At 62.4% G+C, this 15,594-nt stretch carries 8 protein-coding genes and 1 pseudogene; 2 read left to right on the top strand and 7 right to left on the bottom strand.

The window, feature by feature from the left end; genetic code table 11:
- Window positions 1-113: 113 nt before the first annotated feature.
- Complete coding sequence (locus BBX50_RS08705) at window positions 114-434, bottom strand: 2Fe-2S iron-sulfur cluster-binding protein (protein WP_065774922.1); 321 nt, start codon at window positions 432-434, stop codon at window positions 114-116.
- Between the two features lie 239 nt (window positions 435-673).
- Window positions 674-1,042 carry an Hpt domain-containing protein gene (locus BBX50_RS08700; protein WP_065774921.1) on the bottom strand — a complete coding sequence of 123 codons (369 nt, stop codon included), beginning with the start codon at window positions 1,040-1,042 and terminating at the stop codon, window positions 674-676.
- 536 nt (window positions 1,043-1,578) lie between these two features.
- On the opposite strand from BBX50_RS08700, the gene BBX50_RS08695 reads away from it, so the two are divergent.
- Window positions 1,579-8,127, top strand: a complete 6,549-nt coding sequence (locus tag BBX50_RS08695; protein WP_065774920.1) for a kinesin — start codon at window positions 1,579-1,581, stop codon at window positions 8,125-8,127.
- A gap of 323 nt (window positions 8,128-8,450) precedes the next feature.
- Entirely contained in the window at window positions 8,451-9,992 is a 1,542-nt protein-coding gene (locus BBX50_RS08690) for a DUF1254 domain-containing protein (RefSeq protein WP_065774919.1), read from the top strand.
- A gap of 173 nt (window positions 9,993-10,165) precedes the next feature.
- Here the strand turns inward: BBX50_RS08690 and BBX50_RS08685 are convergent.
- The 5 genes and pseudogenes from BBX50_RS08685 to BBX50_RS08665 all read right to left on the bottom strand — a co-directional run.
- A pseudogene (locus BBX50_RS08685) lies at window positions 10,166-10,318 on the bottom strand (ATP-binding protein); the annotation flags it as partial.
- Window positions 10,319-10,478: 160 nt separating this feature from the next.
- Window positions 10,479-11,348: a cytochrome c1 gene (locus BBX50_RS08680; protein WP_065774917.1), complete on the bottom strand. Its 870-nt coding sequence runs from the start codon at window positions 11,346-11,348 to the stop codon at window positions 10,479-10,481.
- A gap of 32 nt (window positions 11,349-11,380) precedes the next feature.
- Window positions 11,381-12,703 (bottom strand): cytochrome b N-terminal domain-containing protein, encoded by a 1,323-nt coding sequence (locus BBX50_RS08675; RefSeq protein ID WP_065774916.1) that lies wholly within the window; start codon window positions 12,701-12,703, stop codon window positions 11,381-11,383.
- 14 nt (window positions 12,704-12,717) lie between these two features.
- Window positions 12,718-13,296: a ubiquinol-cytochrome c reductase iron-sulfur subunit gene (petA, locus tag BBX50_RS08670; protein WP_065774915.1), complete on the bottom strand. Its 579-nt coding sequence runs from the start codon at window positions 13,294-13,296 to the stop codon at window positions 12,718-12,720.
- A 370-nt stretch (window positions 13,297-13,666) separates the two neighbouring features.
- On the bottom strand, window positions 13,667-15,532 hold the full coding sequence (locus tag BBX50_RS08665; protein WP_065774914.1) for an ABC transporter ATP-binding protein: 1,866 nt from the start codon (window positions 15,530-15,532) through the stop codon (window positions 13,667-13,669).
- Window positions 15,533-15,594 lie beyond the last annotated feature (62 nt).

Below are 15,594 nucleotides of genomic sequence, written 5' to 3'. Positions count from 1 at the left end.
CGGTCGCGAATATCCAACGAATGGAACTTGCCCATGAAACACCTCCACGCAGAAGTGAATCACAGATGCCATCACAACGGAATCTCTGCGAGTCGATTAAATCGAACGATGCTTTAGGCTTGGCGCTCCGGCACGTGCACGACGAGACCGTCGAGTGCGTCGCTCATCTTGATCTGACAGGACAGCCGCGACGTTGGCCGGACGTCATAGGCAAAATCCAGCATATCTTCTTCCATTGCTTCGGGAGCGCCGACGGTCGCCGCCCAGGCGTCGTCGACATAGACATGACAGGTCGCACAGGCACACGCTCCGCCGCATTCGGCCTCAATGCCGGGAACCGAATTGCGAACGGCATTTTCCATGACCGTCGAGCCGTTCTCGACATTAAGTTCATGGCGCGCGCCATCAAAGGCAACGATATTAAGTTTTGTCATGTCTCTTTCCGGAATGAACAGGTGGGTTGGCCAGGGGCGCAAAGGCTCTTGAGAACGAACGCCGCGGGCACAAATTCAGGGAAAGTTCTTCCAACAAATCGGCCGACCAGTCAACAACGGCCATCATTGCGCGTATCGGGCAGTCCACCGGCTGCCCTCGTATCACGGCGCTGAAGACGCTCCAGTACCATCATACTGGAGCGTCTTTCCGGCTTCCGGTGAAGCCGGAGTAGGATGTCTTAGCGACAAAGCTTCAAGATGAAGAGCTCGGCTTCAAGGACGGCCGTCGAGAGCTTGTCGCAGAGCGATGCTTCAGCCGGATTTTGTTCGATCGCCCCAGCCACGCCGGCAACATCGACGGCGCCGACGGCAAGCGCGGCACCCTTTAGGCGATGGGCCGCCTGGGCGCGATGAATGCCCTCGCCCTCGACGATCTCCTTCATCACCTGGCGCGCCTGGCGCGCAAAAAGTTGCAGCACTTCGATTTCAAGCGCCTTGTCACCCATCGTCTGAACGGCAAGGTGAGCAAGATCGATCGGCTTCCTGCCTGTCGTAGAAGAGTTTCCCGGGCTGTCCGGGGCTTCAAAGGCAATCCTGAGGGCCGCCATGAACCAAATTCCCTATTGTTTGTTTGATGTTGGCTTGTTTTCCGTATCGCCTCACATGGGCGATCCCGGCGCCCGCGCATTCAGATGTCCATCTTCGGCGGGCGGCGCACCTATTGGCTTAAATCCGGGCGCAATATGGGCAGGAATCTCAGGGAATGGTTAACGTCCGTTAAACTCTTTGATTTCTTTATCTTTTCCGCCCTTCAAGCCGCCATCGCGTTAAGATTTCATTAGGATTTTAATCAACCCCGAGCGCTCTTAATTGTAAGAACCCAGCTAATGTGTCACTACGATACGCTTAGGAACGTGCCGGCGTACGAAAATGGCAACCGTTCCGGTGGATAAGCTCAATGCGTGGTCCCTTTCGGCCACAAATGCGACTATCCGTCGAGGCAATGCAGTGGGTGATCAGTAGGGTATTGCGTAGATCCGATGCGCGTATCTTGCCGTCACCGCCCTTGAAGAAGACACCCTGCCCTTTTGCGGACGAAGGGTTGTTTCCTTATCGAGGGCAAAAGGTAATGAGGCGTATCCCTATGGCGACGAAAAAAAGCAATGAGTCGATCGACGAAAAGGCATTCCAGGCTCTGGAAGCGGCCCTGAAGATCGATTTTGACGAGCTTGCGTCGAGCCCGAATGACAAGACTTCCTTGGATGATCCGGAGGAAAATGTGTCGCAGCCCACCAATCAGGCGGCAACGCCCGATCAGAATAAACTAGCAAAGCCTCAGCCGGATCCATCCCGCGCGGCGCGTGCTGCCGAAGCGGCCCGGACACTCGCTCCGGAACCTGCGCCCAAATCCCCGTCTCTTTCCGCCGCCAACGACGACGGCCGCCGTTCGCCGGCTGCGATGCTGCGCGCGCTTGACGTGCGCTCCAATCGCGCTGCGATCCGCGTTGCCGCTCTGGTGTCGGTCGTATGGGCGGTCGCCGGCCTCGGCGTCGCCAATCTGCTTTACGGGCCGCAGATCTGGCAGATCCGCTCGCTGAGCGACCTCTCGGCTACCCCTGGCGCCGTCGGCGTTGCGATCGGCATCGTGCTGCCGATCATGCTGTTCTTCTCCTTCGCCATCATGATCGCCCGCGCGCAGGAACTGCGCAACGCAGCGCGTTCGATGGCCGAGGTCGCCTTGCGCCTTGCTGAGCCGGAAACGGCAGCGGCTGATCGCGTCATGACCGTCGGCCAGGCTGTCCGCCGTGAAGTTTCGGCGATGAACGAAGGCATCGAGCGCACGATCGCCCGCGCCACCGAACTCGAAACGCTTGTTCACTCCGAAGTCAACGCGCTCGAACGCAGCTACAGCGAAAACGAATTGCGCGTACGCACCCTGGTGCAGGAACTCGGCCTCGAACGCGAAGCCATCATCGGTCACTCGGAACGCATCCGCTCGGCGATCTCAGGTGCTCATGGCAAGCTGAAGGATGATCTGGAACAGGCGAGCGAAGACATTGCCTCGCGCATCGCCATCTCGGGCGAAGCCTTTGCGTCGCTGATCGACACGCGCGCAGCTGCGCTCAGCGAAAAGTCCGACAGCGCCCTGCAGTCGATCGGCTCCATGCTGACGACCCGCACGGATGCGCTGCTTTCCGGCCTCACGGCCGCCGGCCTCGGCCTCAGCACAGAGTTCGACACACGCCTTGACCAGCTGAGCGACACGCTTACGAAGCGCGGCGAGGATCTCCTCAGCCAGTTCGAAACGCGCGCCACTTCGCTCGACGCCAGCACCGAGAAGCTCAACGCGGCGCTGAATGAACGCGCCCGCCAGCTCAACGAAACGCTGATCTCCCGCACCCGCGACCTCAACGAGAGCCTCAGCGTCGGCCAGCAGGCGATTACCGGTGGCCTCGACCACGTGCTTGCCTCGCTCAACGCCACGCTCGACGAGAAGGGCGCAAGCTTCCGCCAGAGCCTGCGCTCCAGTGCCGACGATGCGATCATGGATCTCGACCTGCGCGGCGGCTTCTTCGAAGAAAAGCTGCAGACCACGGTCGGTCAGCTTGCAACCGCTTTCGACGAGCGCTTCCACGAATTTGCTTCGGCCTTCGACAAGCGCGCCAGCATGCTCGACACCAAGCTCATGGAGAGCCTGCACCGCATCAACGAAACCGTTTCCGGCGGCTCGGAGGCAATTGGCGGAGCGCTCGACAGCAGCATCGAGAAGATCGGCTCGGCTCTCTCCGACCAGTCTCTGACGCTTGCCACCACGCTTGGCGCGACCCAGGACTTCATTGAGGAGACGATCACCAGCCGGACCTCGGAACTCGGCAGCATGATCGGCGATGCGCACAGCCGCATCGATGCCGTGCTCTCGGAAAAGACCAGCGGCCTGATGGGCGCCCTCACCCAGGCGCAGGACCGCATCGAAAACGGTTTCGGCCAGCGCGCGGACGCCCTTTCGAACGCACTGACGACAAGCGAACAGCGCCTCACAGAAGGGCTCGACAGTCGCACTGCCGCCTTCGTCGACGGCCTGCAGGCCGCGCATGCCCGCATCGAGCAGACGCTCAGCGGCTCCACCGACGAGATCACCAGCGCGATTGCGGCAAGCCAGCACCGTCTCGACAACACGCTGTCGGAGCGCACGCTTGCTCTTTCGACGATCCTGTCGATGGGCGCGGACTCGATCGACAGTGCCGTCAGCGGCACGGCCGACCGGCTTGAGCGCGTGCTCTCCGAGCGCGGAGAAGCGATCTCGGACGCGCTGACCAGCCAGACGTCCGCTCTTGACGGCGTGCTTGCCGAACGAGCAGCGGCGATCACCTCGACCATGTCGTCGCGCGCCAATGAGATGGCCAACACGTTGAGCCGTCATGCGGAAGACGTCGCCGACAGCCTCACCTTCCGCGCAACGGCCGTTGCTGAGACCATGACTGATCGCGTCGGTGACATCGAGCAGAAGCTCTCCGAGAGCGTTTCGGCGATCGCCGAAAACCTCGGCGGCCGCGTCAGCCTGATCTCCGACACGCTCACCCAGACCAGCGCCCGCATTGCCGAAGATCTCAGCGGCCGCGTCGGCAAGATTTCCGACACCCTGACAGAGACCAGCGCGCACATCGCCGATGCGCTGACCGCACGCACCACCGAAGCGACCGCTTCGCTTGCCGGCAAGGCAGCGGAAATCGAAGAGACGCTGAGCGGCCGCGCCGAGCACCTGCGCGACACGCTGACGTCGACGCATGAGCAGATCCGCGTCACGCTCGATGACCGGATCAACGCCATCAACCTTGCCGTCGGCCAGGGCCGCGACCAGCTCGAGGGTCTGCTCTCCGATCAGTCGACCGCCATTGCAACGACGCTTGCCACAAGCGCCAGCATGCTCGAAATGTCGCTGGCCGAGCGTCAGTCGGCGCTTGCCGGTATCATCGATCGCAGCGGCGAAGTACTCGACGCCCGCATGCGTTCGACCACCGGCCACATCGCCGAGCGTCTGGCCGAAACCGCCAACCAGATTAGCCTGGCTGCCGACGGCCTCACCAACCGCGTCGATATGTCGATCAACGGTCTCAACGACCGCCTCGACGACACGGGCCTTCGCGTCGAGACGAGCCTGAGCGCTCTTGAAGAGCGCATGCGCGAAAGCGCCGGCAATATCGGTTCGATCGTCGATGAAACCGGGATGCACATTGAAACCCGCGTCGGCGTACTGGAAGACCGCATTCGTGGCACGGTCGGCAATGTCGGCACCGTTGTCGACGACACCGGCGCGCGGATCGAAAGCAACCTTGGAGCGCTTGAAAACCGTATCCGCGGCAGCGTCGCCAATGTCGGCTCCGTCGTCGATGATGCGGCAGCCCGTGTTGAAGGCGGCCTCAACGCGCTTGAAGACCGCATCCGCGGCAGCGTCAGCAGCGTCGGCTCGATCGTCGGCGACACCGGCGCGCTCATCGAAAACAGCCTCGGCGCGCTTCAGGATCGCATCCGTGGCAGCGTCACCGACGTCAACACGCTGGTCGACGACACCGGCCTGCGTCTTGAGGTCAGCCTCAGCTCGCTCGAAGACCGTGTTCGCGACAGCGTCGGCAGTGTCAACGAGATCGTCGATGGCGCCGGCCAGCGGATCGCCGATAGCCTCGGCGAACGGGCTGGCGACATCGATCGCATGAGCGAAATAGCGGCAAGCCGGATTTCCGGCGCCATCGAGTCTGGCGCGGAACGCATCGCCGAGCGTCTTGGCACAATGGACCGCGCCCTCAACATCGGCCTTGATAACGTCAACCGCACCATCGAGGGCAAGGCGGCCGCTCTGGTCACCAATCTGCGTGGTGCCGTCAGCGAGGCCACGCAGGATATCGATGCGGAAGCCGCACGGATCGAAGGCAAGACCGCCGATCTCGTCAGCAGCCTGCGCAGCGCCGTCGGCGAGGCAACGCAGGATATCGATCAGGAAGCTGCACGCATCGAAGGCAAGACGGCTGATCTCGTCAGCAACCTGCGCAGCGCCGTCGGCGATGTCGCTCAGGAACTCGACACAGAGACTGCCCGCATCGAAGGCAGAGCCGCTGGCCTGGTGAACACCATTCGCGGCGCCGTCAGCGACGCTGCCCTGGAAATCGACGCCGAAGCTGCTCGCTCGGCCGGGCTCCTGTCGAGAGCGGGCGAGGATTTCGCCGCAGCACTCGCCGCGCGCCAGGTAGAGTTCGCCAATACGATCGACCAGACGGCAGCAGCAACCGCCGCGCGCCATGCCGAACTCGCAAGCACGATCGAGCAGAAGGCTGCCGCCACGGCAGCGCGTCACGCCGACCTCGCACGCTCGATCGCCGATGCGGCCGACACGGCAACGGCGCGGCTCGCTGCCACGCACAGCCAGATCGCCAACCACGCCGACAACATCCATCAGGGCCTCGCCGATACCGAGAAGGCTCTGGAAGCCCGTGGAGAAGCGATCCGTCACACGCTCGACGAGCGTACCCGCGAGCTCAATTCGATGCTCGCCGGCCGCTCGCTGGAGCTGTCGCGCCTGATCGACGAACAGGCGCGACCGGTCATCGACCAATATGCCGCAACCGGCCGTGAAGCGGCCGAGCGCATCGCCGCCGTAACCCAGGAAAGCACCGATCGCCTGCGGGCGGAGAACGCCGCCCTGGTCAACGCCATTGCCGAACGCACGGGCGAAACGCTCAATGCGATCTCGCACCGCGCCGAGGAAACGGCCAAGGCGATGAAGATGGTCGAGAACCGGCTGCAGTCGACGGCCCTCGGCCTGATCGATCAGCTCGCCAACAACAATGCCGCGATCGCCTCGGTCATCGACCAGGCAAGCAGCAATCTTGGCGAAATGGACCAGCGTCTGGAATCGACGATGGCCCGCGTCTCGGATACGACGCGCCAGGCATCCGACATGCTGTCGACCTCGACCCGTCTCATCGAAGGCAAGGTCGACAAGCTGTCCGATATCTCCGCGTCCACCCTGTCGCAGATCGGCGGCATCGTCGGCCGCTTCGAGGACCATTCGCGGGTGCTCGGCCAGGCATCCGACCTGCTCGGAGCCGCCCAGTCGAACCTCGTCAGCACGCTCGAGGAACGTCAGGATGCCCTGCGCACCCTGTCGGTCGGCCTTGTACAGCGCTCGGAAGACATCGAACGCACGATGCGCGCGCTCGAAGGTTTTGTTGATGGCGCCTTCCAGCGGGCCGAGGAACGCTCAGGCCTCGTCGCCGGCAATCTGCGCAGCGGCATCCAGCAATCCTTCTCCGATGTCGGTCGCCTGCTGACGAGCGCCGAACAGCGCGCGGCTGAAGCGGCAGAAGCGATGCGCAACACGCTGGCCCAGGCCGGCGATGAAGCTGGCGCCTCGGTCGAACAGGTCTTCTCGCGCGCCGAGGAACGCTCGCGTCAGATCGCCGATACGCTCCGCTCCGGCGTCGAGACCTCGTTTGCCGACGTCAACAGGACGCTGTCTTCGGTCGAGAACCGCGCGCTCGGTGCATCGGAAGCGCTGCGTCAGGCGATCGCCAAGGTCGGCGAGGATGCCGGCGCGTCGATCGAGGGCGCCTTCGCCAATGCCGAGGAGCGCTCCAAGGAAGTCGCCTCGCGTCTGCGCGGCAGCGTCGCAGCTTCAGTGTCGGACATCGAACGCATGCTCGCCGACAGCGGCAAGAAGTCGGACGGTGTCGCCGGCCAGCTGCGCGATGCGGTTCGCGTGGCGATCGACGAGGCGATCGGCCGCTTCAGTGGCGCCACCGACGAGATCCGTCGCTCCGCCGGCGAGATCCGCAAGGAACTCGACATGACCCGCGAGGAGCTGAAGCGCGGTGCCTTCGACCTGCCGGAAGAAGCCAAGGAGAATGCCGCCGTCATGCGCCGCGCCGTCGGCGAGCAGATCAAGGCGCTGCAGGAACTCTCCGACATCATCGGCAAGTCGTCGACGCAGCTTGAAGTCGCCCAGCCGCTGCGCCAGCAGCCGGCCGCCGCTGCGGTCTCCCGTCCGGTGCAGCAGCAACAGCCGGCACCCCAGCCGCAGCCTGTCGCTCAGCAACCGGTGGCCCAGCAGCCGGTTGTCGAGCAGCCGCGTCGCCAGGAGCCGGCTCCGGCACTGCGCGGCAGCCTTGGGATCGAGCAGACCACCGTTCGTCAGCCTGCACCCTCTCAGGCGGTAACCAGCGAAGTCGCCGAAGGCGGCGGCTGGATGCGTGACCTGCTGCGCGCCGCTTCGCGCGAGGAAGCGCCCTCGCCGGCGCCCCAGCGCCCGGCCGAGGCCCAGCCTGCAGCGCGTGCCGGCGACAGCCGCAACCCGCGTCACGTCGTCGAGTCCCTGAACTCGCTGTCGGTCGATATCGCCCGCGCCATCGATCACGATGCGTCTGTCGATCTGTGGCGCCGCTACCAGCGCGGCGAGCGCGACGTCTTCACCCGTCGCCTCTACACGCTGAAGGGCCAGCAGACTTTCGACGAGATCAAGCGCAAGTACGACCGCGAGCCGGAGTTCCGCACCGCCGTCGACCGCTACATCGCCGACTTCGAAAAGCTGCTCGCCGATGTCGCCCGCAACGACCCGGACAAGCGCATCACCCAGACCTACCTGACGTCGGATACCGGCAAGGTCTACACGATGCTCGCCCACGCGGCCGGGCGCTTCAGCTAAGCGGCGCTGGCATCAGGAAAACGAAAACGGCCCCATCGCAAGACGGGGCCGTTATCGTTTGTGCAAGCGTCAAGGTGGAGGAGTAATTGTTAGCTTCGGCTGCGGGGCCGTGGCAACAACCGCATATGGCCATTGCAGCGCCGCGCGACTTATCAGGCGCGGAAAGGTCGCTGTATCACTTTGATCGTGGACGCGGTGATTTTCTGCAATCAGGAATTGACTTGCCTTCGTCTGTCATCCGCTTTTAACTGGCTCGTCTCGGCGGATAGTCGAGACGGTGACGAGACCAGGGGCCCCGTCTGACGGGCATAGAGGGACGTTCAATGACGACACGATCGATTTTGACGAGGGGTTGTAGCGCGGTTGCAGGCAGCCTCCTTCTCACGGCTGCTCTGGCTTCGTTGCCTGCCGTGGCACAGGAGCAATTCGCCCCAAAATACTCGGCCAAGGTTCCCGCATACATCAAAACGCCGGACACGGTTAAAACCCGGATCGGAACGCTCAAGTTTTTCGACGGCTTGCCCGATAAGGAGACCGTGCAGAAGGTCTATGACAATCTCGACTTCGCGCGGGGTGTGGAGGCGTTTCTGACCGGCGTACCTGCCGCATCGGTATTTGGTGTGTGTAACGGTTTGAACGAGGCTGGTGTAAAGGCAAACCAGGGCATCGGCATCTTCTCCGACCTCATGGACGCGCGATCCTTGTTCCTCACGGCCAACTCAACCACGGTGTACGTGTTACAGTGCCTTGATCTTTCCACTGGCCCGGTTGTGGTCGAGGTGCCGCCGGGCGTGCTCGGGCCTGTCGATGATGCCTTCTTCCATTGGGTGACGGACGTAGGCTTGACGGGACCAGACAAGGGGCAAGGCGGGAAGTATCTGTTCGTGCCGCCCGGCTATACCGGCGGCCTGCCATCGGAAGGCTACCACGTCGCCAAGTCAACGACGTTCAGCAATTTGGTGTTTTACCGGGCCTTCGTAAAGGACGGGGACATAGCTGCCGCCGCCGACGGTGTGAAGGCTAAAGCTCGCGTCTATCCGCTTTCGGACGCCGGCCAGGTAACGGCGCAGACGTTTGTGGACCTGTCAGGCAAACAGCTTAATACGGTCCATGCAAACGACTTCCGCTTCTACGAGGAGATAAACGAAGTCATTCAGCACGAGCCAGGTGACGCCTTCGACCCGGAAATCGTTGGCCTTTTCGCTTCCATAGGCATTAAGAAGGGGCAGCCGTTCGCTCCTGATGCACGCATGAAGGCAATCCTCACGGATGCAATCGCCGTTGCCAACGCAACCGCTCGCGCCATCGTGTTCGCTCCTCGCGACGAGCGGGTGATGTTCTATCCGGATCGGCAATGGGGAACAGGCTTCGTAGGCGGCAGCTATGCCTTCCTCAATAATGGCGAACGGATGCTCGATGCGCGCACCCTGTTCCACTACTACGCGACGGGCATTACACCGGCTATGGCCGACGCAAAGCCGGGCACCGGGTCGGCCTATGCCTATGCTGCGCGTGACAGCAAGGGCGAGTATCTGGACGGCGGCAAGACGTACAAGATCACGCTTCCCGCGCCGGTCCCAGCCGCCAACTTCTGGTCGTTCGTGGTCTACGACAGCCAGACCCGCTCGATGCTGGAAACCGATCAGAAGCTCGCTGGCATCGATAGCACGCAGGAAGATGTCCAGAAGAACCCTGACGGATCGGTGACGATTTGGTTCGCTCCAAAACCGCCTGCGGGTCACGAAACAAACTGGGTGCAGACAGTCTCGGGCAAGAGCTGGAACTCACTACTTCGCCTTTATGGCCCGCTTGAACCGTGGTTCGACAAGACATGGAAGCCAGGTGATTTTGAGCTGGTGAACTGAACCAGGCCATGCCGCTGTGTCCGTCGTCGCATTGCATTTAGGTGAGGATGCCAGAACCATCGGTTCATCTTGCAAGTTTAAATGCCCGTGCGGAGGCTCCTATTTTTTCCTCCGCCGGCACCGGCCGGGGTTGGAGGGGGGTAGGCCAAGCGCGGGTGATGACGGTCTCCGCTTTAGCGTTGCGAGCGGTTCTTGACGCGCCAGGAGTCGTTTCCGGTTTTGGCGATCTCGCCATGATGGGTCAGACGGTCGAGGAGCGCGGTCGCCATCTTGGCGTCACCGAACACTGTCGGCCATTCTCCAAAAGCCAGGTTGGTGGCGACGATGCCCGGTTCATCGCCAGGGTCACTGGCGAGACCAACGCCACTCCCAAGTGTCACCATCCGTTGATGCGAGCCCGCGGTTCCCCTTAACAGAAAAAGGCCCCGGACGAACCGGGGCCTCTTCCTTGGATCTCGATCCGAGCCGGCGATCGCCGCCAGCCGATCAATGTTCCTTGTTGGCGTAGACCGACTTCTTCGTGAGGTACACGAGGCCGGTGAAGATCAGCAGGAACACCATGACCATGAAGCCGGTGCGCTTGCGATCGTCGAGGTGTGGCTCGGCCGCCCACATCAGGAATGCGGAAACGTCCTTGGCGTACTGGTCGACCGTCTGCGGCGCGCCATCGTCATAAGTGACCTGGTCGTCGGAGATCGGCTTGGCCATCGCCAGCGCGGCGGCGTTGGCGAAGTACGGGTTGTAATGCGTGCCTTCGGCGACTTCGACGCCCTGCGGCGGCTCCTGGTAGCCGGTCAGGAGCGCATGGATGTAATCCGGGCCGCCTTCCTGGTAGGGCCAGAAGATATCGAAGACGAACTGCGGGAAGCCGCGTTCGATTCCGCGGGCCTTGGCGATCAGCGAGAAGTCCGGCGGAGCTGCACCATTGTTCGATGCGGCAGCCGCTTCCTTGTTCGCATAGGGCGACGGGAAGTGATCCGACGGCACAGCCTTGCGGGTGAACATCTCGCCGTCGGCGTTCGGGCCGTCCTGGGTTTCGTAGTTCGCCGCGAAGGCCTTCACCTGCGCTTCCGAGTAACCGAGGCCTTCAAGCGTGCGGAAGGCCACGAGGTTCATCGAGTGGCAGGCCGAACAGACTTCGGTGTAGACCTTCAGGCCGCGCTGAAGCTGGCCCTTGTCGTAGTGACCGAAGGGACCGGCAAAGCTCCAGTCCTGCTGTTCCGGCTTGTGGATCGGATAGTGAGGCGTGCCGCCGCCGTGCTCTTCGCCGCCCTTCGCCTCTTCGGCGACAGCCGCTCCGAGACCGAGACCAGCGACGACAGCGAGTGACAGAATGCCTGTAACAAGCTTTTTCATTGTTGTGGGTTCCTTATCAATCGCTGTTCTGATCAGACGCGCGCGGCGGCCGGCTGCGCCTTGGCATTCTGCTTTTCCAAGACCGCTTCGGTGATGGAATTCGGAATGCGCTTCGGCGTTTCGATCAGGCCGAGGATCGGCATGATGACGAGGAAGAAGCCGAAATAGTATAGCGTGCCGATCTGCGAGTAGCCCACATAGTTGCCCTTGAGGTCCCCACCGAAGATCAGACCGATGAGGCCGCTGCCTTCTGCCGGACGCGAGCCGAGCCAGCCGAGGAAGATGGCGTTGGCAACGAAGACCCAGAAGAACAGCTTGTACCACGGGCGATAGACGGCCGAGCGAACCTTGGACGTGTCGAGCCAGGGCAGGAAGAACAGGATGATGATCGAGCCGAACATCACCAGAACGCCGCCGAGCTTGGAGTCGATCGGGCCGATGTTGAAGGTGATGGCGCGCAGCATCGCGTAGAACGGCAGGTAGTACCATTCCGGAACGATGTGGGCAGGCGTCTTCAGCGCGTCAGCCGGAATGTAGTTGTCCGGATGGCCGAGGAAGTTCGGCATGTAGAAGACGAACCAGGCATAGACGATCAGGAAGACGGAGACGCCGAGCGCATCCTTCAGCGTCGCGTAGGGCGTGAAGGGAACGGTATCGGTCTTCGACTTGACTTCAACGCCGGTCGGGTTGGTCTGACCCGTGACATGCAGCGCCCAGATGTGCAGGACGACGACGCCGGCGATCATGAAGGGCAGCAGGTAGTGCAGCGAGAAGAAGCGGTTCAGCGTCGGCTGGTCAACGGCAAAGCCGCCGAGCAGGAATTGCTGGATCCACTCGCCAACCAGCGGGAAGGCGGTGAAGAAGCCGGTGATAACGGTCGCCCCCCAGAAGGACATCTGACCCCAGGGCAGAACGTAGCCCATGAAGCCGGTCGCCATCATCAGGAGATAGATGACCACGCCGAGGATCCAGAGGATTTCGCGCGGAGCCTTGTAGGAGCCGTAGTAGAGACCGCGGGCAATGTGCAGGTAGACGGCGATGAAGAAGAAGGATGCGCCGTTGGCGTGCATGTAGCGCAGCAGCCAGCCGTGGTTGACGTCGCGCATGATCTTCTCGACCGAATTGAAGGCGACGGTCGTCTCAGCGGCGTAGTGCATGGCCAGCACGATACCGGTCAGGATCTGGACGATCAGCATGACCGAAAGCATGGCACCGAAGGTGTAGGCGTAGTTCAGGTTCCGGGGAACCGGATAGCTGATGAAGCTATCGTGGACAAGACGCGGCAACGGCAGACGGGAATCAACCCATTTCTCAATGCCAGTCGTCGGCGTGTAGGTTGAATGTTCAGCACTCATTATCAGTAGTCCCCTCAACCGATCTTGATAACTGTGTCGGAAACGAACGAGAAGGTCGGCACGGGAAGGTTCTCCGGCGCCGGACCCTTACGGATGCGGCCGGCCGTATCGTAGTGCGAACCGTGGCAGGGACAGAACCAGCCACCGAAATCGCCGGCCTGGCCGAGCGGCACGCAGCCAAGATGGGTGCAGGAACCGATCATGACGATCCAGTTTTCCTTGCCTTGACCGGCAGAACGATCGAGGTCGCTGGCCTGAGCGTCGGCGGGCAGGTTGGCATTGCGCGCAACCGGATCCTTCAGCTCATCGAGCTTGACGGCCTTTGCCTCTTCGACTTCCTTGTCCGTACGGTTGCGGATGAAGACCGGCTTGCCGCGCCATTTCGCCGTCAGCGACATGCCGGGCTGCAGGCTCGAAACGTCAACCTCGATCGAGGCGAGCGCGAGCGTCGATGCATCCGGACGCATCTGGTCGATGAATGGCCAAGCCACAGCACCGGCGCCAACGACGCCTGCCATACCGGTGGCCAGATATAGAAAATCGCGGCGTGTGGGCTCGCCCAAGGCCTCGCTTGAAGTGTCGTGTTCGCTCACGGCTAAACCATCCTCTCACGCAATGTTGCGGAAACCGCATCCGCCCCCGGCGAAATTCCTGCCCCTTGCGGTTTGATCCAGGTCAAGGAACCACGCCCTATTCATAGTGCTGACGCCACCGCCGGGTTTGCGGCTGCAAACGCGACATCGGCACCAGAATCCGGAAAAATTCTGCGCGCACACGGCCCGCAGATTCCCCGTCAATCCGGCGCGTTCTATGCTTGATCGCAAATTATGTCCAGCCTTGACAAGGGGATGTGGGCAGATTGTCGCGGGGAAAAGCGCGGCCAATTGGCACAAGGACTTGACTGCCAACAGTTGGGCGGAATTCGGCCCTGCGAGATGGGCAGGAAACCTGTCTCCGGCCGCTCTATTCGGCCGCCTCTTCCCGGGCCAGAAAGCCCCCGGACTGGCGCGACCAGAGCCCGGCATAAAGGCCGCCACGCGCGACGAGCTCTGCGTGGGTCCCCTCCTCGACAATCCGCCCCTTGTCCATGACGACAAGCCGGTCGAGGGCGGCAATCGTCGAGAGCCGATGGGCGATCGCCAGCACCGTCTTGCCTTGCATCAGGCGGTCGAGATTGGACTGGATCGCGGCTTCCACTTCCGAATCGAGCGCCGAGGTCGCCTCGTCGAGCACGAGGATCGGCGCATCCTTCAGCATCACCCTCGCAATCGCGATGCGCTGGCGCTGGCCGCCGGACAGCTTGACGCCGCGCTCGCCCACATGGGCATCGAAGCCCATACGGCCGCGCTGGTCCTGCAGGCCGACGATGAAATCGTAGGCCTCGGCTTTTCGCGCCGCTGCAATCAGTTGCTCCTCCACGGCATCCGGCCGGCCGAACAGGATATTGTCGCGGATCGAGCGGTGCAGCAGCGAGGTATCCTGGCTGACCATGCCGACCTGCGCGCGCAGACTTTCCTGCCTGACTGCCGCAATGTCCTGTCCGTCGATCAGGATGCGACCGCCTTCGAGGTCATAGAACCGCAACAGAAGATTGACGAGCGTCGACTTGCCGGCGCCGGAGCGGCCGACAATGCCCACTTTCTCGCCCGGCCGGATGACGAGGGAATAATCGTCGATGATACGTTCGCCCTTGCCATAGTGGAAGCGGACATTCTCGAAGCGGATCTCCGGCTTGCTCACGGCAAGTTCGCGCGCTCCGGGACGGTCGACAAGACCGATCGGCTGGGAGACGAGTTCGGCCGAGTTCTGGATCGTGCCGATGTTGCGCATGATCGAGTTGAACTGGGTCATCATTCGGCCGAGCAGCATGTTGAGCCGAAGCACCAGCGCCAGCGTGAAGGCAACGGCACCGGAGCTGATCGCACCCCCGAGCCAGAGATGGATCGCATAGACGGCGATCGCCGCGATCATCAGACCGGAGAGAAGCGCCAAAGACGCACGCACGGCCGTCAGGAGCCGCGTGAACGGGATCACCGCGCGCTGGAACCGGTCGAAGCCGGCGCGGATATAGCGATCATTCTCCTCGTCGCGGCCGAAGAGCTTCAGCGTCTGGATGTTGGAATAGGCGTCAACCATGCGACCGTTCAGCATCGACGCCATTTCCGCCGTTTCGCGCGCATGCTTGCGGATGCGCGGAACGAAATAGCGTGCCAGCGCCAGGAAGATGACGATCCAGAAGGCGACCATCGCCGCAAGGCGCCAATCGAGCTGCGCCACCAGCGCCATGGTGGACGCGGTGTAGATGACAATGAACCAGACGACCTGCAGCAGCGAGACGATGAGGTCGCTCGTCGCCTGAGCGCCGGCCCAGACCTTGGCGACGATGCGGCCGGAAAAATCGTTCTGGAAGAAGGTCAGCGACTGGCGGGCGACGTGCACATAGGACTGCCAGCGCACCAGGTTGAGAAAACCGGTGATGATCGACTGCTCTTCGACAAGTGCTGCGAGCGACACCGCCAAGAAGCGGAACACCAGCACGGTCAAGAGCATGAACAGGAGCTCGGGCCCGTTGGCGGCGATCAGCCCGCTCCAGCCGGCTTCCGGCTTCACCGTGTCGAGCAGATCGACCAGCCGCCCGACGAAGTAGAAAAGCCCCGCCTCCAGCATGGCGACCAGCCCGCCGAGGATGGCCATGGCCACGAACGGCCCCTTGGCCTGGCGGGCGTAAAACCAGGCAAAGCCCCAGAGCGATTTCGGCGGCTGCAGGCGCTCGCGCGGCGCGAACGGCTTGATCCAGTTCTCGAAGAGGCTGACGATGGCGCTGAGCATGGTTCCGATATAGGCGGTTCGGCGGCAACAGCAATCGGTTTCCGCACAATTGCAGATTACAA

It is taken from the genome of Ensifer sp. LC11, assembly GCF_001695835.1.
Lineage (GTDB): Bacteria > Pseudomonadota > Alphaproteobacteria > Rhizobiales > Rhizobiaceae > Ensifer.
This window is presented reverse-complemented; position numbering and strand designations above follow the sequence as displayed.